The sequence below is a fragment of the Bradyrhizobium sp. WSM1253 genome (genome assembly GCF_000244935.1).
Lineage (GTDB): Bacteria > Pseudomonadota > Alphaproteobacteria > Rhizobiales > Xanthobacteraceae > Bradyrhizobium > Bradyrhizobium canariense.
Map to the genome: position 1 here is coordinate 4,860,778 of NZ_JH600073.1, position 18,560 is coordinate 4,879,337.

An 18,560-nucleotide genomic window follows, 5' to 3' on the forward strand; every position below is an offset into this window, starting at 1 on the left:
TTAGACTCCGGAGGAAAGTTTCAGGATCGCGTAGGTCGAGGCGAGCGCCACGGCGAACGAGAAGAAGTTGTTGAGCATGATCGAGATGAGCTTCAGCTTCTCGTTATGGATGTAGTCCTCGATCACGACCTGCATGCCGATCTTCATGTGCCAGGCGCTGGCGAAGATGAAGAGCAGCAGGATCACCGCGATCGGCAGCGAGCCGAGGATCTGTGCGGCGCCGGCCTGGTTGCGGCCGAGCAGCATCATCACGATCACGATCACCGGGATCATCAGCAGCGTCATGGCGACGCCGGTGATGCGCTGGCGCCAGAAATCGGACGTGCCCGAATGCGCCGCGCCGAGATTGCGCACGCGGCCGAGCGGGGTGCGCATGGAGGAGCCCTTCGGAGCGCCGTGGGATTCGTCGAAACTCATCGGCCGCCTCCGATCGCGTAGGCGATGATCCAGACCAGGACCGTGAGCACGATGCCGCCGATCAACGCGCCCCAGGTCAACGCTTCGCGCTCATTGGCCTTGAAGCCGTAGCCCAGGTCCCAGACGAAATGCCGGATGCCGCTGAGCATGTGGTGCATCAGCGCCCAGGTGAATCCGAACACGATCAGCCGGCCGATGATGCTGCCGGTGAAGGCCTGGACGTGGCTATAGGCGGCCGGGCCGGAGGCCGTCGCAATCAGCCACCAGGCCAGCAGCAGCGTTCCGGCGTAGAGGGCAATCCCGGTGGCGCGATGGACGATGGAAAGTGCCATCGTCAGCGTCCAGCGGTAGACTTGCATGTGTGGCGAAAGCGGTCGTTCGATCCGTGCGGTCATGGGCTTCGATTGCTTTATTGCGGCCCAGCATGGGGCGCGCGGGGATCGCGAAAGGTCGGCTCTATTTACGGAGTCGATTTCACCTGCGCAATCACCAAATCGCCATAAATCGAACCTGGGTTCAGCTCTAGGCCCTTGATGTAACAAGGCCAATCGGGCGCTTGGTATACCAGGGCCATGGCGCACCGGCTAAAGACAGAACAAAAATTCATTCCTTGTCGGAGAGCTGCGGCGCATTGAAATTACTATTGGAACGGCTCTAAGCCGCCGCAGGCCAACCAGGGTTCGAACCAGTCATTCATGACGTTCGGACCGGCAGGGATGATCGGCGAGCAATTTTCAATTTCCGCAAAGCGCACCGATTTTTCGCGAGACGGGCGGATATGCGCAACCTGCATCCCACCCCAGACCGCCGATGCGGCGGTCGACCCGACAAATCAGATCGCCTAGAGCATTGCGGGCAGCTGTCCGAGCGATGCATCGGAGAAGTTGCGAGCCATCGCCGGGGCAGGTCAGGGGTGATTGCAGGACTTGATATCAAGGAGATCCTCGAGCTCACGCTGCTGCTGATCGCAACCGGCGCGCTCTCCGGATTTTTGGCCGGCGTGTTCGGCATCGGCGGCGGCGCGATTCTGGTGCCGGTGTTCTACGAGTGCTTCCGCATCGCCGGTGTGCCGCTGGAGGTGCGCATGCCGCTCTGCATCGGCACTTCGCTCGCCGTCATCATTCCGACCTCGATTCGTTCGTTCCAGGCGCATTACAAGCGCGGCGCCGTCGATCTTGCGATCCTTCGGGTCTGGTGGCTGCCGATCCTGATCGGCGTCATCGCCGGCAGCGTGGTCGCGCGCTACGCGCCGGAGCGGCTGTTCAAGATCGTGTTCGTCGCCGTCGCCTGGTCGGCCGCGGTACGGCTGATCTTCGCGCGCGAGAGCTGGAAACTCGGCGATGATCTGCCGAAAGGCATCTTGATGCGAATCTACGGCTTCTGCGTCGGCATTTTGTCGACCTTGATGGGCATCGGCGGCGGATTGTTCTCGAACCTGCTGATGACGTTCTACGGCCGCCCGATCCATCAGGCGGTGGCGACCTCGTCGGCGCTCGCAGTGCTGATCTCGATCCCCGGCGCGCTCGGCTACATCTATGCTGGCTGGCCTGCGGCGGCCAGCTACCCGGCCGTTGCAGCCCTGCAAATCCCGTTCGCGCTTGGCTACGTCTCCCTGATCGGCGCCGTGCTGGTGATGCCGATGAGCCTTGTAACAGCACCGCTCGGTGTGAAGGCGGCGCATGCGATGTCGAAGCGGACGCTGGAGGTCGCGTTCGGGTGCTATCTGTTTATTGTCGGCAGCCGGTTTGTGATGAGCTTGATAGGCGGGCAGTAGCCGCCGCAAAATCCGTCATTGCGAGCGTAGCGAAGCAATCCAGAATCTTTCCGCAGCGGTAGTCTGGATTGCTTCGTCGCAAGGGCTCCTCGCAATGACGACGAGAGTGCAGCGAACAACAGCCCCTATTTCTTCGCGTAAAGATCCTTGTAAATATCCCGCAGCACGTTTTTCTGCACCTTGCCCATGGTGTTGCGCGGCAGCTCGTCGACCACGAAGACCCGTTTGGGCATCTTGAACTTCGCCAGCCGGCCGTCGAGCGCCTTCAGCACCGCAGCCTCTGTCACATCGGCGCCCTTGTTGCAGACCAGCACCGCCGTGACGCCCTCGCCGAAATCGGCGTGGGGCACGCCGATCACGGCAGATTCGATCACGCCGGGCATGGCGTCGATCTCGCTCTCGATTTCCTTCGGATAGACATTGAACCCGCCGGAGATGACGAGATCCTTGCCGCGGCCGAGAATGTGGACGTAACCCTTGGCGTCGATCTTGCCGAGGTCGCCGGTGATGAAGAAGCCGTCGTCGCGGAATTCCGCCTTGGTCTTCTCCGGCATGCGCCAATAGCCCTTGAACACGTTCGGGCCCTTGACCTCGATCATGCCGATCTCGTCGCGCGGCAGCTCCTTGCCCGTCTCAGGATCTGTGACGCGTACGGAGACGCCGGGGAGCGGAAAGCCGACTGCGCCGGGCACGCGCTCGCCGTCATAGGGGTTCGAGGTGTTCATGTTGGTCTCGGTCATGCCGTAGCGCTCGAGCACCGCATGGCCCGTGCGCGCCGACCATTCGCGATGGGTTTCGGCGAGCAGCGGCGCCGAGCCCGAGATGAACAGCCGCATGTGTTGTGTGGTTTCGCGCGATAGCACGGCGTTCTGGAGCAGCCGGGTATAGAACGTCGGCACGCCCATCAGCACCGTGGCGCGCGCCATCAGCTTGATGATCAGATCAGGGTCGAGCTTCGGCAGGAAGATCATCGACGCGCGCGCGAACAGCGTCACGTTGGTCGCCACGAACAGGCCGTGGGTGTGGTAGATCGGCAGCGCGTGGATCAGCACGTCCTTGTCGGTGAAGCGCCAGAAGCTGACCAGCGAGAGCGAGTTCGACGCCAGATTGTCGTGGGTCAACATCGCGCCCTTGGAGCGGCCGGTGGTGCCGGACGTGTAGAGGATCGCGGCGAGATCGTCGTTTGAGCGCGGGACCGTGGCGAATTCGCTGCTCGCCTTGTCGGCGGCGTCCGTCAGCGAGCCCTTGCCGTCAGCCCCGAGTGTCTCGACTTTCGCCTTCACCTTGGCGGCGATGGGGGCGAGGCCCTCCGCCTTGGCGGGATCGCAGACCACCAGCGAGGGCTCGGCATCGCCGATGAAGTAATCGAGCTCATTCAGCGTATAGGCGGTGTTGAGCGGCAGGTAGACCGCGCCGGCCCGCACCGTGGCCAGATACAGCACGATGTTGGCCACGGATTTCTCGACCTGAACCGCAACGCGGTCGCCGGGCTTCACGCCGCGCGCGACCAGCACATTGGCCATTTGCCCGGCCCGGGCGATCAGATCGCCATAGCTGATGCGTCCTCCGTCGTGCGTCTCGATCGCGAGGCGCTTCGGATCGTCGAGGCCATCGAACAGGCGGGAAAACAGATTGGCGTTGGCTGCTTGGTTCATGCAAGATTTCCTCGACCGCAAGGCTTGACCACAAGGCTCGTCAGACAAGGCCGGTCAAAACCGAGGGCTGGATTAGCAAAAACCGCCCCGATGAAGCAACGGAGACAGTTTGCATGACCAAAAACGGGAAACGCGTGGCCTGGGTGACAGGCGGGGGCAGTGGGATCGGGGAGGCCGGCGCCGAGGCGCTGGCGGCTGACGGCTGGACGGTGGTGGTCTCGGGCCGGCGCAAGGACGCCCTGGATACCGTAGTCGCGAAGATCACCGGGGCGGGCGGCGCCGCCGAGGCCATCGCGCTGGACGTGTCGGTCGCCGCCGCCGCCCAGAAGGCTGCCGATCAAATCGTCGCGAAGCACGGCCGCATCGACCTGCTGGTCAACAATGCCGGCATCAATGTCCCCAAGCGCAGCTGGAAGGACATGGAACTGGAGGGCTGGGATAAGCTGGTCCAGGTCAATCTCAACGGCGTGCTCTATTGCATGCGCGCGGTGCTACCGACGATGCGCAAGCAACAGGACGGCTCCATCATCAACGTCTCGTCCTGGGCCGGCCGCCACGTCTCGAAAATGCCGGGCCCGGCCTACACCACGACCAAGCATGCGGTGCTGGCGCTGACCCATTCCTTCAACATGGACGAATGCGTCAACGGCTTGCGCGCCTGTTGCCTGATGCCGGGCGAGGTGGCGACGCCGATCCTGAAGCTGCGCCCGGTGGTGCCGAGCGAGGAGGAGCAGGCCAGGATGCTGCAATCGGAAGATCTCGGCCGCACCATCGCCTTCATCGCGAGCATGCCGGCGCGAGTGTGCATCAATGAACTGCTGATCAGCCCGACGCATAATCGCGGATTCATTCAGACGCCGCACAACAGGGATTGAGCGGCAGGTAGATCGTCGAGGCTCGTCATTGCGAGCGAAGCGAAGCAATCCAGCGGTGCATCCGCGGTGGCAGCCTGGATTGCTTCGTCGCTTCGCTCCTCGCAATGACGCCCCCCACGAACACACCCGCACTTAGTTTCACGCATCACAAAGAAGTTTTGTTCGAAACCGTTTCGCAAACCCTCCCGTAATTCGAGCCAACGACGTCGCTGCTGCTTCACGCTCACAGGTCGCAGCCGCCGTTGTTGCCCACTCGAACGCCGGCAATCGCCGGTCCTCATCCAATCGGGAGACTCTCCATGTCGAAGCGCATTGCCTATCTCACCGCCGCAGCTCTCAGCGCGCTGGCCATCACCGCGACCGTCGTCGCGCCCGCCCGCGCCGAGGAAAAGACCGTCATGGTCGGCGGCGCCGCGATGTTTCCGTCCAAGAACATCGTCCAGAACGCCGTCAACTCGAAGGACCACACCACGCTGGTGGCGGCGGTGAAGGCGGCCGGCCTGGTGCCGACGCTGGAAGGCAAGGGCCCGTTCACGGTGTTCGCGCCGACCAACGCCGCCTTCGGCAAGCTGCCGGCCGGTACCGTCGACACTCTGGTCAAGCCCGAGAACAAGGCGACGCTGACCAAGATCCTCACCTACCATGTTGTGCCCGGCAAGCTCGAGGCGTCCGACCTCACCGACGGCAAGAAGATGAAGACCGCCGAAGGCGAGGAGCTGACGGTGAAGAAGATGGACGGCAAGGTCTGGATCGTCGACGCCAAAGGCGGCACCTCGATGGTGACGATCTCCAACGTCAACCAGTCCAACGGCGTGATCCATGTGGTCGATACCGTGCTGATGCCGGCGACCTGACACCGCGCGGTCTGGCTTCATCTCCGAACCGGATGCGACGAAATGGCGAGCCGGGGGTCCCCGGCTCGCTTTATTGTGACCATGATAGCCCGCTGGTATCGATTCGATGCCGGGCAGGGCGTAACGAAAGCGGACGCATCGGCGTATAATTGCTGTCAGACGATGTTCAGGACGGAACCATCATGTCGAGCCTCACTGTCACCGACGAGCAGGTCAGCGCCACCCCGGCCAAAGTGATCCAGCCGGCCTGGGTCCGGGTCATGCACTGGATCAACGCCCTCGCCATGATCCTGATGATCCTGTCGGGTTGGCAGATCTACAACGCCTCGCCGCTGTTCGGTTTCAGCTTTCCGCGCGACTACACGCTCGGCGGCTGGCTCGGCGGCGGATTGCTCTGGCACTTTGCGGCGATGTGGCTCTTGATGATCAACGGCCTTGCCTATCTCGTCACGGGCTTCGCCACCGGCCGTTTCCGCAAGAAACTGCTGCCGATCACGCCGTCCGGCGTGCTCCACGATGTCAGGGCTGCCCTGACCTTCAAGCTCGGCCATGCCGACCTCACCGTCTACAATTACGTGCAGCGGACGCTCTATGCCGGTATCATCCTGGTCGGCGTGATCATCGTGCTGTCGGGGCTGGGAATGTGGAAGCCGGTGCAGCTGCACTGGCTGGTGTCCCTGTTCGGCGACTATCCGACCGCGCGCTACATCCATTTCTTCTGCATGGCCGCGATCTGCGCGTTCCTCGTCATTCACGTTTTACTCGCGCTGCTGGTGCCGAAGAGCCTGCGTGCGATGATCATCGGTCGCTAGAGCGGAGAGAGAGTCATGGCCAAGCGCTCATTCCTGATCCCCGGCGTCGACAAGCGGCTGCTGATCAAGGACTCCATCAAGACGATGCCAGAGGTCAGCCGCCGCCGCTTCATCGCGGGCGGCGCCAGCCTCGGCGCGTTGACGCTGCTCACCGGCTGCGACGTGATCGACTCGTCCTCCGCTGAGGAGATGCTGAAGTCGGTTTCGAAATTCAACGATGCCGTGCAGGCCTTCATCTTCAATCCCGACGCGCTGGCGCCGACGTTTGCGGAGAGCGCGATCACAAAACCTTTCCCGTTCAACGCCTATTACGATCTCGACGACGCGCCCGAGGTCAATGGCGACGACTGGAAGCTCGAGGTCCGCGGCCTCGTGGACAACAAGAAATCCTGGACGCTTCCGGAATTGTACAAGCTGCCGCAGGTCACGCAGATCACCCGTCACATCTGCGTCGAGGGCTGGAGCGCGATCGGCAGCTGGACCGGCACGCCGATGCGCGACTTCCTCAAGCTGATCGGCGCCGACACGCGCGCCAAATACGTCTGGTTCCAGTGCGCCGACAAGGACGGCTACAATTCCCCGCTCGACATGCGCACCGCGCTGCATCCGCAGACCCAGATGACGTTCAAATACGCAGGCGAAATCCTGCCGCGCGCGTATGGGTTTCCAATGAAGATCCGCGTGCCGACCAAGCTTGGCTTCAAGAACCCGAAATACGTGGTGTCGATGGAAGTCACCAACGACTACAAGGGCGGCTATTGGGAAGACCAGGGATATAATTCGTTTAGTGGGAGCTAGGCGCGCCGCTGCCGTAGGGTGGGTTAGCCCTGCAGATGCGCGAAGCGCATCTGCTCGGCGTAACCCACCTCTTTGGCTTCCGCGACGACAGAAGTGGTGGGTTACGCCTTCGGCTAACCCACCCTACGGCACCGTTTTTTTGGCCGGCCCCACCTTCCGCTGGCACAGCGCCGCCACCGCGCCCAACGCCAGCAGCGCCGCCGAGACATTCAGCGCGTAACTCAAGCTCCCCAGCGCGTCCGTGATGGCGCCGACCACGATCGGGCCGAGCGTCTGGCCGACGCCGAACGAGATCGTCATCGCCGCGATCGCGGTCGGCCACACCTCGGGTGGGTAGTTGAAGCGCACGAAGGCGGTGGTCGAACCGACCACGGCGAAGAACGCGACGCCGAACACGATCGCGGAGACCGCGAGCCATGCCGGCGAATGCCCGAGCATTGGCAGGGCGGCGCCGAGCGCGTTGGTGCCGAGGATGATGGCGGTGGCCAGCCCGCCGCGATCGAGCGCGAGCACGCGGCGCCAGGCCCACGGCGTGACGAAGGCGCTCAAGCCGATCAGGCTCCAGAACGCGGCCTGCGCCGCGGCCCCGCCGCCGCCGTCGCGCACATAGGCGATCATGAAAGTCATGTAGGCGATGTAGCCCGCGCCAAACAGGAAGTAGCCGGCGAGATAGATCAGCACGGGAAGAATCGCGAAGGCGCCGTGGCTGCCTTGCGAGAACCGCACGCCGCTCTCGATGCGGACCAGGAACAGCGGCACGGTCATGACGACGGACAGCAGGGTCATCGCCCACCACACTATCCACCACGAGCCCGGCCCGAAATATTGCAGCGTGAACGGGGCGATCAGGCCCGAGGCGAGAATGCCGATGCCGGGCCCGGCATAGAACAGGCTCAGCAGGAAATTGGCCCGCTCCGGGCGCGACTGCGCGATGGAAGCGGCCAGCGCACCGCCGGCGACGAAGCCGGCCGCGGCGCCCACGCCCAGCACGAGACGGGCCAGGCTCAGCGCGACGAAATTCCCGGTCAGCGCGCAAGTCGCGAGCGCGGCGACGCAGGCCAGGGTTCCGCCGCGGATCGCGGCCGACCAGCCGACGCGCTGGATCAGCCGGGACGCCACAAGCGCGCCCGCGAGATAGCCGACGGCGTTGATGGTGTTCATGAAACCGGCCGCCGAGTAGGACCAGCCGAGGTCCTCCCGCATGTCGGGCAGCACCAGCGAATAGGCGAAGCGGCCGATACCCAGCCCAACCGTCGCGGCCAGCGACAGGGTCAGGATCAACCGTGCGGGGTGGGCATCGGGTGGAGGGCGGTCAGGTGCGTGCAAGGGGTACTCCGGCATGCGCAGTGTGGCAGGCCCTGCCCGCCTTGCACAGCCGCGAGGCGGCAATGGTGTCTTGCCAAGCACGCATCGCCGCTCTAGCACTCCGGCCGAAATCGGCCTCAGAGGAAACGACCATGGCGACCCACAAACTGCTGCTGCTTCCCGGCGACGGTATCGGCCCCGAGGTGATGGGCGAGGTGAAGCGGCTGATCGACTGGCTCAATTCGGCGGGCATCGCCAAGTTCGAGACCGACACCGGCCTCGTCGGCGGTTCGGCCTATGACGCGCACAAGGTGTCGATCTCGGAAGGCGACATGGCCAAGGCCAAGGACGCCGACGCGATCATCTTCGGCGCGGTCGGCGGTCCCAAATGGGACGCGGTGCCTTACGAAGTCCGCCCCGAAGCCGGCCTGCTGCGCCTGCGCAAGGATCTCGGTCTGTTCGCCAACCTGCGCCCGGCGGTCTGCTACCCGGCGCTGGCGGAGGCCTCCAGCCTGAAGCGCGAGGCGGTCGAGGGCCTCGACATCATGATCGTGCGCGAGCTCACCGGCGGCGTCTATTTCGGCGAGCCCAAGACCATCACCGACCTCGGCAACGGCCAGAAGCGCGCCATCGATACCCAGGTCTACGACACCTATGAAATCGAGCGCATCGGCCGCGTCGCCTTCGAGCTTGCGAAGAAGCGCAAGAACAAGGTGACGTCGATGGAGAAGCGCAACGTCATGAAGTCGGGCGTGCTCTGGAACGAGGTCATGACCCAGGTCCACAAGCGCGAATATCCCGACGTCACGCTCGAGCACCAGCTCGCCGATTCCGGCGGCATGATGCTGGTGAAATGGCCGAAGCAGTTCGACGTCATCGTCACCGACAATCTGTTCGGCGACATGCTGTCCGACATCGCTGCGATGCTGACGGGATCGCTCGGCATGCTGCCCTCGGCCTCGCTCGGCGAGGTCGACGTCAAGAGCAAGAAGCGCAAGGCGCTGTACGAGCCCGTGCACGGCTCGGCGCCTGATATCGCAGGCCAGGGCCTCGCCAATCCGATCGCGATGATCTCGTCGTTCGGCATGGCGCTGCGCTATTCCTTCGACATGGGCGATCTCGCCGACAAGGTCGACGCCGCGATCGCCGCGGTGCTGGCCAACGGCCTGCGCACCGCCGACATCAAGTCGGAAGGCACCATTGCCGCCTCGACCACGCAGATGGGCGAAGCGATCCTGAAGGAATTGCAGAAGCTGCACGCCTGACGGCGACCGCAGTGTTTGTAGGGTGGGCAAAGCGAAGCGTGCCCGCCATTCTGATCGGCATTGCCGAGAGATGGTGGGCACGGCGCTTCGCGCCTTTGCCCACCCTACAAGGTCTCATCAAAACAAAAATGGCCGGGCGCGAGCCCGGCCATTTTGATTCGGTCGATATGTCCGCCTCAGTACAGCGGGAAATTCTGCGGATAGCCGCCAACATCCTGCGGCGTGCTCAGCGGCTGGCGATCGATCGGGCGGTTGAGATTTTCGCGTGCGAAGGTCGGGTAGCCCACCGCCGGCGGGAAGGCGTAGTCGGAGAACTTGCGGTCGCCCGGATTGACCTCGGTGCCGCCGTCGAGCCAGGAGCGCTTGCTCACATAGATGCGGGTGCGGCCCTGCTGATAGCTCGCATTGGGGCCGCTGGGGCCGTAATAGTGACGGCCGCTGTCATAGCGCTGCTTCTTGGTGTCGGCCGAGGCGGGTGTCGCGAAGGCTGAGGACATGGCAATCACGGCGCCGGCCGCAAGCCACATCGCCAGTTTGTTCGCGGCAGAGAAATTCGAGCTCATCACGTCCCCTTCAGGCGGCAAGCCGCCAATCAATTTCACCCTCATACTAACCCGGCCGGGGCGTCTGCAACTAGGTCTATTGGGTCACACCAGCGCTGAATAATCGTGCGCGCCGGCAAAAGTTGCATGGATACAGCCACTTGAGCTTGATGCCGGTCAGAGCGCGCCGCGCAATTGCGCATTGGCGGCGCCGAGCAGCCAGTCCGACGAGCCCGGGAGCGCGCAGGGGCGGCGCTTCAGCTCCGCATGGGCGAACAATTCGGCCAGCTTCGGCTCGTTGCCCGAGGTCAGCAGCGTCAGCCGGTTCAGCGTGCAGGCGATCGCCGCGCGCCGGGCGGGCAGGCTGTCGCCCTGGCAGGAAAATCCGGAGATCTGGAGCGCCGGCTCCTCGCTGCGCTTGAGGTAGCCGAGGCAGGCCCGCGCGCCCTCCGTCGTGCCGGTCGGCTGGAACAGGGCAACGGGGCCGAACTTCGTGTCGATCAGGCCGGCTTGCTCCAGCGGGGTCGCGGTGCCCAGTCCCATCCGGGCGGCCAGATCCAGAGTTGCCGGGCGCGCCACGTCGAATTCGCCGCCTTCCCGGTAGATCTCGAGCTCGGCCATGAGTTCGGCTATGGGCTTGTCCGCCTCGCTGGCCCAGCGCATCACGTCCCTGCGGCCGCCTTCGAGGTGCCTGAAGATGGCGTAAGAAGCTGTTTTTTCTGACGAATCCAGCCGGCTAAGGGCGAAACCCTGAGGCGAGCGGTCGGCCACGCTCCAGCCCGGCTTCAACGCCGGCTCGTCGTCGCGCAAGTTTGGCAGCTGGCCGAGTGCCGCAAGCCCGAGGATGGCAAACAGCACCAAAGCCCCCACATAGGCGAACAGGCGCGCCAGCGTGCCGACGACCTCGTCGGCGAAGGCTGCAAGCGCCAGATGGATCTGGGTGGGGTTTGTGGCCGTGCTGGCCTCAGGCGACTGCATCCACGTCCCTAAGGCATGGTCCAACGTTGTCTTGAGGCCGGTTCTCGCATAGAAGCGCTGCTCTTCCTGTTTAAGCCTCAGCTTCAGGAAAGAGCTTTTTCGTCGGAGAGTGAACGATGGGTTACAAAGTCGCAGTCGTCGGCGCGACCGGCAATGTCGGACGGGAAATGCTCAACATTCTGGATGAGCGCAAATTCCCCGCGGACGAGGTGGTGGCCCTGGCGTCACGCCGCAGCATGGGCGTCGAGGTCTCCTACGGCGACCGCACCCTGAAGGTCAAAGCGCTCGAGCATTACGACTTCTCCGACGTCGACATCTGCCTGATGTCGGCCGGCGGCGAGGTGTCGAAGGAATGGTCGCCGAAGATCGGCGCCGCCGGCACGGTCGTGATCGACAATTCCTCGGCCTGGCGCATGGACCCGGACGTTCCGTTGATCGTGCCGGAAGTGAATGCGGACGCGACCGCCGGCTTCAAGAAGAAGAACATCATCGCCAACCCGAACTGCTCGACCGCGCAGCTCGTGGTCGCGCTTAAGCCCCTGCACGACAAGGCGACGATCAAGCGCGTCGTGGTCTCGACCTATCAATCGGTGTCGGGCGCCGGCAAGGACGCGATGGACGAATTGTTCTCCCAGACCAAGGCCGTCTACACCAACCAGGAGCTGGTCAATAACAAGTTTCCCGCGCGCATCGCCTTCAACGTCATTCCCCAGATCGACGTCTTCATGGAGGACGGCTACACCAAGGAAGAGTGGAAGATGATGGCGGAGACCAAGAAGATTCTTGATCCCAAGATCAAGCTCTCCGCGACCTGCGTGCGCGTGCCTGTTTTCGTCGGCCATTCCGAAGCCGTCAACATCGAGTTCGAGAACCCGATCAGCGCCGACGAAGCGCGCGACATCCTGCGCAAGGCGCCGGGCTGCCTCGTCATCGACAAGCATGAGCCCGGCGGCTACGCCACGCCGTATGAAGCCGCCGGCGAGGACGCCACCTATATCAGCCGCATCCGCGAGGACGCGACGGTGGAGAACGGTCTCGTGCTGTGGTGCGTCTCGGATAATCTACGCAAGGGCGCTGCGCTCAACGCGATCCAGATCGCGGAAGTCCTGATCAACCGCAAGCTGATCAGCGCGAAGAAGAAGGCGGCGTAGCTCCGCTGCCGTAGGGTGGGCAAAGGCGCGGAGCGCCGTGCCCACCATCTCTCCACGATCGCGATAGAAGCGGTGGGCACGCTACGCTTTGCCCACCCTACAAGAGCTGGGGACCTAGGCCACCTCGCGCGCGTTCCTGAATTCCTTCGCCGCCTTGTCCAGCACGAACAGCGATCCCTCCGCGACGCCGAAATAGGCGCCGTGGGTCTGCATCTGGCCGCTCTCGACCGCCTTCTGCACGAACGGGAAGGTCATCAGGTTTTCCAGGCTGCGGAACACCGCGGCCTTTTCGATGCGCTCGACGAATTGCGCCATGGTCTCGTGGTCGCGCTGCTCCACCACTTCGCCCGGCTTGATGAACATCTGCATCCATTTGCCGATGAAGTCGCCCGGCGTGAGCGGCTCGATCTTGTCGACGAAGGCGCGGATGCCGCCGCATTGCGCGTGCCCGAGCACCACGATGTGCTTCACCTTCAGCACCGTCACGGCATATTCCAGCGCCGCCGAGACGCCATGCGCGTTGCCGTCGGGCTGATACACCGGCACCAGATTGGCGATGTTGCGGACGACGAAGAGTTCGCCCGGCCCGACGTCGAAGATCACTTCGGGAGAAACGCGGCTATCGCAGCAGCCGATCACCATCACTTCGGGGAACTGCCCCTTCACCGACAGCTCGCGGTAGCGGGTCTGCTCGGTCGGCAGCCGCTGGGTGGCGAAGGCCTTGTAGCCTTCCAGCAAATGCTCTGGGAATGTGGTCATGGTCTATGCCTAATCATATACCGCTGGGACGAACAAGCCTTTCGAATAGGCAGGCCAGATGCTATCGGCTTCGGTCGGAAGTGAGATGAGGAAACCGGAAGGAACGCTTGCATGACCCGCCCGCGCCGCAGCCATCTGTTCATGCCCGGCTCCAACCCCCGCGCGCTGGAAAAGGCGCGCAATCTCGCCGCCGACGGCCTGATCCTCGACCTGGAAGACTCCGTCGCGCCCGACGCCAAGGCGGTGGCGCGCGACGGCATCGCCGCCGCGATCGCGGCCAAAGGGTTCGGCAAGCGCGAGATCCTGATCCGCACCAACGGCCTCGACACGCCCTGGTGGAGCGACGATTTCGCGATGGCCGCCAAGGCCTCGCCGGACGGCATCCTGGTTCCAAAAGTTTCAAGCGTCGAGGACCTCGACACGATCGGCCGTCGTCTCGCCGAACTCGGCGCGGCGCCGACCGTAAAGGTGTGGGCCATGATCGAGACCGCACGCGCCGTGCTGCATGCGGAGGAACTGGCGGCCGCGGGGCGCGATCCAGCGCGGCGCCTGTCAGGCTTCGTGTTCGGCCCGAACGACATCTCGCGCGAGACGCGCATCAAGATGCTGCCGGGCCGCGCCGCGATGATCCCGATGATCACCCATTGCATCCTGGCGACGCGCGCCCATGGCCTCGAAATCCTCGATGGCCCCTACAGCGACATCGCCAATTCCGACGGTTTCGCCACCGAATGCGCGCAAGCGCGCGATCTCGGTTTCGACGGCAAGACGCTGATTCACCCCTCGCAGATCGAAGCCTGCAACGCGATCTTCACCCCGCCCGAAGAGGAAGTCGCGCGCGCGCGAAAGATCATCGCGGCGTTCGAATTGCCGGAGAACGTCTCGCGCGGCGCGATCCGTCTCGACGGCGCCATGGTGGAGCGCCTGCACGCCGACATGGCGCGGCGCACGATCGAGATCGCGGACGCGATTGCGGCGATGGGGAAGGGCTAGTTGCCTAGCCGAAAAAGCGGAGCGCCGGCGCCATGAGAGTGAAACGCATCGTCACGAACATCGCCGCGGCCGACGTATCGCTGGCGCGCCGATTCTACCAGGACGTCCTCGGCCTGGAGATCGTCATGGACCAGGGATGGATCGCGACATTCGCTGCACAATCGAAAATGGCCCCTCAACTGAGCATCGCAACTGAAGGCGGCTCGGGTACGCCGGTGCCGGATCTTTCGATCGAAGTCGATGACCTGGACGAAGCGTTACGCAGAATGGAGCGTGCTGGCGTCACATTGGAGTATGGACCTGCGACGGAGCCGTGGGGTGTACGCAGGTTCTACGTGCGCGATCCTTTCGGACGGCTTGTCAATATTCTAGCTCACGAGTGACGCCGTCGGCCGTGGTCGAGGCATTGGCGCAGAAGCCGTGTGGGAATCAAAAGGCGATGCTGCGGGCCACAGCGGGCGCGCCGGGGACGCGCCCGCTTCGTAACCCAATCGCGCCTCGCTCAGATCGTCTGGCCGCCGGACACCTCGATCCGCTGCGCCGTGACCCAACGATTGTCGGGACCGAGCAGGCTCGCGACCATCGGTCCGATATCGTCGGGCAGACCGACGCGGCCCAGTGCGGTCATCTGCGCAAATTGGTTGTTCAAATCCGGCATGTCCCGAACCGCGCCGCCGAGAAAATCGGTTTCGATTGCGCCCGGCGCGACGATGTTGGCCGTGATGCCGCGTCCACCAAATTCCTTGGCCATGTAGACGGTCAGAACCTCGATGGCGCCCTTCGCAGCCGCGTAGGCCGAGAAGCCGGGGAAGGACATGCGCGTCAGCCCGCTGGAGAAGTTGATGATCCGGCCCTTGTCGGCGAGCAAGGGTAGCAAGGCCTGCGTCAGGAAGAATGGTCCTTTGACGTGCGTGGCGAACAGGGCGTCGAATTGTTGCTCCGTCGTCTCCGCGATCGCGGCCATCTCGCCCTGACCGGCATTGTTGACGAGGTGATCGAATCTCTCGGCGCGCCAATGCGCCGCCAACGCGGATCGAACTTTTATGAAGAACGCGGGAAAGCTCGACATGGCGGTGACATCAAGCTCCAGCGCGATGGCCTTGCGCCCCAGCGATTCAATCTCTGCGACGACTTCGCGTGCTGCGGCGGCCCCGTTGCGATAGGTCAAGATCACATCGCCGCCGTGATGTGCGATGGCGATGGCAGTGTTGCGGCCAAGGCCGCGGCTGGCGCCGGTGACGAGAGAAATGGTGGGCATTGGAAATTCCTCGAAGCGTTGCGGTGATGTCCGTTTGCCCGCGATCGATCGTCCGGTGTTGCCGGATCCTCGGAGTGCCTTGCCCAACACTCCGGGATGCGGCGACGGCGGACTTGCCCAAAACTCCTGATTTTCTGCCTGAACGGCCGGCGCCGATTGCCTGTGCGCCGGGCTCGGCCTAAAATCGGCGCGTGACCGAAACGCTGCTCCAGATCGCCAGTCGTTATTCCGCGGCTCACGCCGACGACAGGGGCGTCGCCTCCACGCCCTTCGCCGGCGTCTCGATCATCCGCGAGACCGCGCCGAGTGCGCTCCTGTACGCGATCTCCAGGCCTCTGGTCGCGCTCGTCTTGCAAGGCGCCAAACGTGTGGCGACCGGCCGGACGTCCTTCGACTTCGGCGCAGGCGCTTCCTTGTTGATTGCGAGTGATGTGCCGACGGTCAGCCAGATCACGCGCGCGACGGCGGCCACGCCCTATCTTTCGCTCGTCGTCGAGCTCGACCCCACCATCATTGAGGGGCTGGTGGTCGAGATGGGGTCGCTCCCGTTCATTCCGTCGCAGCCGCTGCGGGTCGAACCGACAGAGCAGGAACTCGCGGATGCAGCGCTCCGGCTGCTGCGCCTGATCGACCGTCCCTCGGCCTTGCCGATCCTGCGCGGCCATTTGATGCGAGAGCTGCATTATTGGCTGCTGGCCGGCCGCCACGACGGGGCCATCAGGGCGCTCGGAATTGCCGATAGCCATGCCCAGCGGATCGGCCGCGCGGTTGCGCTCATTCGTGCCGGCTATGCCAAGCCGTTGCGCGTCGATCGGTTGGCCAAAGCCGCCGCGATGAGCCCGTCGGCATTTCACGCGCACTTCCGGAGCGTCACTTCGCTGACCCCGCTACAGTTTCAGAAACAGCTTCGCCTGATCGAAGCCCGCCGCGCGATGCTGGCCGACGGTGCGCAGATCGCGACCGCGGCTCATCAGGTCGGCTACGAAAGCATCACGCAGTTCACGCGAGAATATTCCCGGCTGTTCGGCATGCCGCCTGGGCGCGATATGCGCGAGGCGAAGCGGCGGATTGAATCGGCGGCTTGATGAGTTCCCCAATGGCGCCGGTTGACAGACTCTACATCCTCGACGGCGGCATTGCGCAGGTCGCGGACGGGTCGATCTATTCTCCGGGCATCAATGTCGGCGTCCCCATGACGCTGAGCTGCAATGCCTATCTCGTCAGTCATCGTGGCGAATGGCTGATCTGGGATACGGGAATCGAGGATGAGCTATCGAAGCATCCGGAAGGACGCATTATCGCGCATGGCATACGCGGCGTCGTGCGTCGCCCCATCGCGGACCAATTGGACGAAATCGGGGTGCGGCCCCGCGACATCAGCACGATCCTGCTTTCCCACGCGCATTTTGATCATATCGGAAATGTCGATCTGTTCGAAAATGCAAGATGGATCGCTCAGCGGGCTGAATTCGAGGCCATGTTCGGACCGGAGCCCGAAGAGTTCGGCTATTCGCTGCAGCACTACAGATCCCTGAAAGAGCGGCCTTACCAGATCGTCGATGGTGACCACGACGTATTTGGCGACGGCGCGGTGCGTATGATCTTCACGCCAGGCCACACCCTCGGGCATTGCTCGCTGATGGTGAGGCTACCGAGGCGCGGCGCCGTGCTGCTGAGCGGCGACGTCGCGCACAATCGCGAGAACCTCCGGCACATGCGCGTGCCGTCCTTCAATGCCGACCCGCAGGCAACGGTCGCATCCATGGCCAAAGTGGTCGAGCTGCTTCGCTCCGAGAATGCCGAAATCTGGATCAATCACGATTCGGCTGAGAGCGACGAGCTGCCTCACGCGCCAGACTGGATCGTGTAAGCGCGCGCGTCACCGCGGCGCGACGCCCGCGCGATCGAGCGACTCCAGTGTCGAGGCATTGGCGCAGAAGCCGTGGTAGTTCTCCACGGCGGTACCGTCGGCCAGCTCGCGATCGCACTGGCCCTTGTGGCTGCAAAGCGCGCACACCCGCTCCATGTCGCGCAGCAGCAGCGGATGCGCGCGGCCGAGCCCTTCGGCGCTGATGCCGAGCTGCTCCAGCATCTTCGGCAACTCGTCGGCGGAGTGCTTGCCGTGTCGGACCAGCTCCTCCAGATCGTCAGGCGCGATCCGCAGATCTTGCGCGATCCGGTCGAAATCGGCGCGGTCGAGCTGTCGGATCTCGTTCAGCTCGCGGCGATGCTTCAGCCAGCCTGCAAAGGACTCGATGAGGTCCTGGACAATGGGATAAGGCCTGGTTGCGGTGCTCATGCGAAGCTCCATTCGAACGGCGGAATTGGAGCGAGATTAGGCACAATGGTGCAGGTGCGCGTTGCGCTGGATCAAATTGGATGTGTCGGTGAAACTGATCCCGTGCCCCTAAAGCACATCGGCCCAACTCGAATCGAGTTCAGGAAACAGCGATGCTCTTTCCGTTCCCTCCCCCCTTGTGGGGGAGGGGCAGGGAGGGGGGTGCCACACGGGGACTCTTTCGGTCGAGTATCGACACCCGATGCATCGCCAATACCCAGCACCTCTTCCTGGGCCACCCCTCTCCCTAGCCCTCCCCCACAAGGGGGGAGGGAACGCACCTGTCCAGACCGGATAGATAGGTAACACAGTAGACCAGATGGATGGGTGACAGTTCTCTGTCGGCTGGGAGGATCAGCCGATGCCTTGGAGAGAGAGCTGCGCAATGGACCAACGGGTTAACTTCATTTCGGAACAGCGAACCGGCTTGTGGACGATGACGGAGCTTTGCGAGCGTTACGAGATTAGTCGCAAGACCGGTTACAAATGGTTGGAGCGCTACCGGCTGGAAGGACCTGGAGGGCTTGGGGATCGCTCGCATGCCGCGCGGGTGCATGGGCGCGCGACGCCACGGCACATCGTGGATGCGATTGTGGGGCTGCGGCTTGAGCGGCCGAGCTGGGGGCCGCGCAAGATCGTGAGCAAGCTTGAGGCTCGTCAAGGGGATGTGGATTGGCCATCGGCCTCGACGGCCGGGGAGATTCTCAAACGGGCGGGACTGGTCGGCGACCGCAGGGTTCGGCGACGTGCGCCGCCGCGCATGAGGCAACTGACCGTTCCTCAGCA

At 63.7% G+C, this 18,560-nt stretch carries 21 protein-coding genes; 12 read left to right on the plus strand and 9 right to left on the minus strand.

What is annotated here, in order from left to right; all coding sequences use genetic code 11:
* Positions 1–417: a succinate dehydrogenase, hydrophobic membrane anchor protein gene (gene sdhD, locus BRA1253DRAFT_RS24465; RefSeq protein ID WP_007598776.1), complete on the minus strand. Its 417-nt coding sequence runs from the start codon at positions 415–417 to the stop codon at positions 1–3.
* Positions 414–812 carry a succinate dehydrogenase, cytochrome b556 subunit gene (gene sdhC / locus BRA1253DRAFT_RS24470; RefSeq protein WP_007598778.1) on the minus strand — a complete coding sequence of 133 codons (399 nt, stop codon included), beginning with the start codon at positions 810–812 and terminating at the stop codon, positions 414–416. Before sdhC ends, sdhD begins: the two co-directional genes overlap by 4 nt.
* A gap of 518 nt (positions 813–1,330) precedes the next feature.
* Between sdhC and BRA1253DRAFT_RS24475 the strand changes: the two genes are divergently transcribed.
* Positions 1,331–2,191 carry a sulfite exporter TauE/SafE family protein gene (locus BRA1253DRAFT_RS24475; RefSeq protein WP_035993891.1) on the plus strand — a complete coding sequence of 287 codons (861 nt, stop codon included), beginning with the start codon at positions 1,331–1,333 and terminating at the stop codon, positions 2,189–2,191.
* Between the two features lie 125 nt (positions 2,192–2,316).
* Here the strand turns inward: BRA1253DRAFT_RS24475 and BRA1253DRAFT_RS24480 are convergent, their stop codons facing one another.
* Positions 2,317–3,846, minus strand: coding sequence for a malonyl-CoA synthase (locus BRA1253DRAFT_RS24480; RefSeq protein WP_007598782.1), 1,530 nt, complete (start codon positions 3,844–3,846; stop codon positions 2,317–2,319).
* Positions 3,847–3,959: 113 nt separating this feature from the next.
* Here BRA1253DRAFT_RS24480 and BRA1253DRAFT_RS24485 point away from each other — a divergent pair, with 113 nt between their 5' ends.
* The 4 genes from BRA1253DRAFT_RS24485 to BRA1253DRAFT_RS24500 all read left to right on the plus strand — a co-directional run bounded on the left by BRA1253DRAFT_RS24485 (position 3,960) and on the right by BRA1253DRAFT_RS24500 (position 7,185).
* The gene (locus BRA1253DRAFT_RS24485; RefSeq protein WP_007598784.1) at positions 3,960–4,721 is read left to right on the plus strand and encodes an SDR family oxidoreductase; all 762 of its coding nucleotides are present in this window, start codon (positions 3,960–3,962) and stop codon (positions 4,719–4,721) included.
* 299 nt (positions 4,722–5,020) lie between these two features.
* A complete protein-coding gene (locus BRA1253DRAFT_RS24490) occupies positions 5,021–5,575 on the plus strand; it encodes a fasciclin domain-containing protein (RefSeq protein ID WP_007598785.1) in 555 nt (184 codons plus the stop codon).
* Positions 5,576–5,757: 182 nt separating this feature from the next.
* Positions 5,758–6,387 (plus strand): cytochrome b/b6 domain-containing protein, encoded by a 630-nt coding sequence (locus BRA1253DRAFT_RS24495; protein WP_007598786.1) that lies wholly within the window; start codon positions 5,758–5,760, stop codon positions 6,385–6,387.
* A gap of 15 nt (positions 6,388–6,402) precedes the next feature.
* Positions 6,403–7,185, plus strand: coding sequence for a molybdopterin-dependent oxidoreductase (locus BRA1253DRAFT_RS24500; RefSeq protein WP_007598788.1), 783 nt, complete (start codon positions 6,403–6,405; stop codon positions 7,183–7,185).
* A 123-nt stretch (positions 7,186–7,308) separates the two neighbouring features.
* On the opposite strand, the gene BRA1253DRAFT_RS24505 is transcribed toward BRA1253DRAFT_RS24500, so the two are convergent.
* On the minus strand, positions 7,309–8,511 hold the full coding sequence (locus BRA1253DRAFT_RS24505) for a YbfB/YjiJ family MFS transporter (protein WP_007598789.1): 1,203 nt from the start codon (positions 8,509–8,511) through the stop codon (positions 7,309–7,311).
* A 131-nt stretch (positions 8,512–8,642) separates the two neighbouring features.
* Between BRA1253DRAFT_RS24505 and leuB the strand changes: the two genes are divergently transcribed.
* Complete coding sequence (leuB, locus tag BRA1253DRAFT_RS24510; RefSeq protein WP_007598790.1) at positions 8,643–9,755, plus strand: 3-isopropylmalate dehydrogenase; 1,113 nt, start codon at positions 8,643–8,645, stop codon at positions 9,753–9,755.
* A 176-nt stretch (positions 9,756–9,931) separates the two neighbouring features.
* Here leuB and BRA1253DRAFT_RS24515 read toward each other — a convergent pair whose 3' ends face one another.
* Positions 9,932–10,318, minus strand: coding sequence for a hypothetical protein (locus tag BRA1253DRAFT_RS24515; RefSeq protein ID WP_027566362.1), 387 nt, complete (start codon positions 10,316–10,318; stop codon positions 9,932–9,934).
* 156 nt (positions 10,319–10,474) lie between these two features.
* A complete protein-coding gene (locus BRA1253DRAFT_RS24520; protein WP_007598794.1) occupies positions 10,475–11,275 on the minus strand; it encodes a hypothetical protein in 801 nt (266 codons plus the stop codon).
* Positions 11,276–11,391: 116 nt separating this feature from the next.
* Between BRA1253DRAFT_RS24520 and BRA1253DRAFT_RS24525 the strand changes: the two genes are divergently transcribed.
* A complete protein-coding gene (locus BRA1253DRAFT_RS24525; protein ID WP_007598796.1) occupies positions 11,392–12,426 on the plus strand; it encodes an aspartate-semialdehyde dehydrogenase in 1,035 nt (344 codons plus the stop codon).
* Between the two features lie 114 nt (positions 12,427–12,540).
* Here the strand turns inward: BRA1253DRAFT_RS24525 and BRA1253DRAFT_RS24530 are convergent, their stop codons facing one another.
* Positions 12,541–13,185 (minus strand): carbonic anhydrase, encoded by a 645-nt coding sequence (locus BRA1253DRAFT_RS24530; RefSeq protein WP_007598798.1) that lies wholly within the window; start codon positions 13,183–13,185, stop codon positions 12,541–12,543.
* Between the two features lie 111 nt (positions 13,186–13,296).
* Here BRA1253DRAFT_RS24530 and BRA1253DRAFT_RS24535 point away from each other — a divergent pair, with 111 nt between their 5' ends.
* Together BRA1253DRAFT_RS24535 and BRA1253DRAFT_RS24540 are read left to right on the plus strand one after the other, a co-directional pair.
* Positions 13,297–14,178: a CoA ester lyase gene (locus BRA1253DRAFT_RS24535; protein ID WP_007598799.1), complete on the plus strand. Its 882-nt coding sequence runs from the start codon at positions 13,297–13,299 to the stop codon at positions 14,176–14,178.
* Positions 14,179–14,210: 32 nt separating this feature from the next.
* Positions 14,211–14,561, plus strand: a complete 351-nt coding sequence (locus BRA1253DRAFT_RS24540) for a VOC family protein (RefSeq protein ID WP_007598800.1) — start codon at positions 14,211–14,213, stop codon at positions 14,559–14,561.
* 119 nt (positions 14,562–14,680) lie between these two features.
* On the opposite strand, the gene BRA1253DRAFT_RS24545 is transcribed toward BRA1253DRAFT_RS24540, so the two are convergent.
* Complete coding sequence (locus BRA1253DRAFT_RS24545) at positions 14,681–15,436, minus strand: SDR family oxidoreductase (RefSeq protein WP_007598801.1); 756 nt, start codon at positions 15,434–15,436, stop codon at positions 14,681–14,683.
* 191 nt (positions 15,437–15,627) lie between these two features.
* Here BRA1253DRAFT_RS24545 and BRA1253DRAFT_RS24550 point away from each other — a divergent pair, with 191 nt between their 5' ends.
* Positions 15,628–16,521 (plus strand): AraC family transcriptional regulator, encoded by an 894-nt coding sequence (locus BRA1253DRAFT_RS24550; RefSeq protein WP_007598802.1) that lies wholly within the window; start codon positions 15,628–15,630, stop codon positions 16,519–16,521.
* Positions 16,522–16,532: 11 nt separating this feature from the next.
* Positions 16,533–17,306, plus strand: coding sequence for an N-acyl homoserine lactonase family protein (locus BRA1253DRAFT_RS24555; protein WP_007598803.1), 774 nt, complete (start codon positions 16,533–16,535; stop codon positions 17,304–17,306).
* 9 nt (positions 17,307–17,315) lie between these two features.
* On the opposite strand, the gene BRA1253DRAFT_RS24560 is transcribed toward BRA1253DRAFT_RS24555, so the two are convergent.
* Positions 17,316–17,735: a hypothetical protein gene (locus BRA1253DRAFT_RS24560; RefSeq protein ID WP_007598804.1), complete on the minus strand. Its 420-nt coding sequence runs from the start codon at positions 17,733–17,735 to the stop codon at positions 17,316–17,318.
* Positions 17,736–18,159: 424 nt separating this feature from the next.
* Between BRA1253DRAFT_RS24560 and BRA1253DRAFT_RS24565 the strand changes: the two genes are divergently transcribed.
* Positions 18,160–18,560: helix-turn-helix domain-containing protein (locus tag BRA1253DRAFT_RS24565; RefSeq protein ID WP_035993895.1), on the plus strand; the 401-nt coding region annotated here is incomplete at its 3' end.

Bases quoted from the DNA above. Each gene is read 5' to 3' on its own strand.
- BRA1253DRAFT_RS24490 (WP_007598785.1), top strand. From the start codon at position 5,021: ATGTCGAAGCGCATTGCCTATCTCACCGCCGCAGCTCTCAGCGCGCTG.
- BRA1253DRAFT_RS24520 (WP_007598794.1), bottom strand. From the start codon at position 11,275: ATGCAGTCGCCTGAGGCCAGCACGGCCACAAACCCCACCCAGATCCAT.
- BRA1253DRAFT_RS24515 (WP_027566362.1), bottom strand. From the start codon at position 10,318: ATGAGCTCGAATTTCTCTGCCGCGAACAAACTGGCGATGTGGCTTGCG.
- BRA1253DRAFT_RS24535 (WP_007598799.1), top strand. From the start codon at position 13,297: ATGACCCGCCCGCGCCGCAGCCATCTGTTCATGCCCGGCTCCAACCCC.
- BRA1253DRAFT_RS24500 (WP_007598788.1), top strand. From the start codon at position 6,403: ATGGCCAAGCGCTCATTCCTGATCCCCGGCGTCGACAAGCGGCTGCTG.
- BRA1253DRAFT_RS24560 (WP_007598804.1), bottom strand. From the start codon at position 17,735: ATGAGCACCGCAACCAGGCCTTATCCCATTGTCCAGGACCTCATCGAG.
- BRA1253DRAFT_RS24480 (WP_007598782.1), bottom strand. From the start codon at position 3,846: ATGAACCAAGCAGCCAACGCCAATCTGTTTTCCCGCCTGTTCGATGGC.
- BRA1253DRAFT_RS24555 (WP_007598803.1), top strand. From the start codon at position 16,533: ATGGCGCCGGTTGACAGACTCTACATCCTCGACGGCGGCATTGCGCAG.
- BRA1253DRAFT_RS24540 (WP_007598800.1), top strand. From the start codon at position 14,211: ATGAGAGTGAAACGCATCGTCACGAACATCGCCGCGGCCGACGTATCG.
- BRA1253DRAFT_RS24495 (WP_007598786.1), top strand. From the start codon at position 5,758: ATGTCGAGCCTCACTGTCACCGACGAGCAGGTCAGCGCCACCCCGGCC.
- leuB (WP_007598790.1), top strand. From the start codon at position 8,643: ATGGCGACCCACAAACTGCTGCTGCTTCCCGGCGACGGTATCGGCCCC.
- BRA1253DRAFT_RS24530 (WP_007598798.1), bottom strand. From the start codon at position 13,185: ATGACCACATTCCCAGAGCATTTGCTGGAAGGCTACAAGGCCTTCGCC.
- sdhC (WP_007598778.1), bottom strand. From the start codon at position 812: ATGACCGCACGGATCGAACGACCGCTTTCGCCACACATGCAAGTCTAC.
- BRA1253DRAFT_RS24545 (WP_007598801.1), bottom strand. From the start codon at position 15,436: ATGCCCACCATTTCTCTCGTCACCGGCGCCAGCCGCGGCCTTGGCCGC.
- BRA1253DRAFT_RS24525 (WP_007598796.1), top strand. From the start codon at position 11,392: ATGGGTTACAAAGTCGCAGTCGTCGGCGCGACCGGCAATGTCGGACGG.
- BRA1253DRAFT_RS24485 (WP_007598784.1), top strand. From the start codon at position 3,960: ATGACCAAAAACGGGAAACGCGTGGCCTGGGTGACAGGCGGGGGCAGT.
- sdhD (WP_007598776.1), bottom strand. From the start codon at position 417: ATGAGTTTCGACGAATCCCACGGCGCTCCGAAGGGCTCCTCCATGCGC.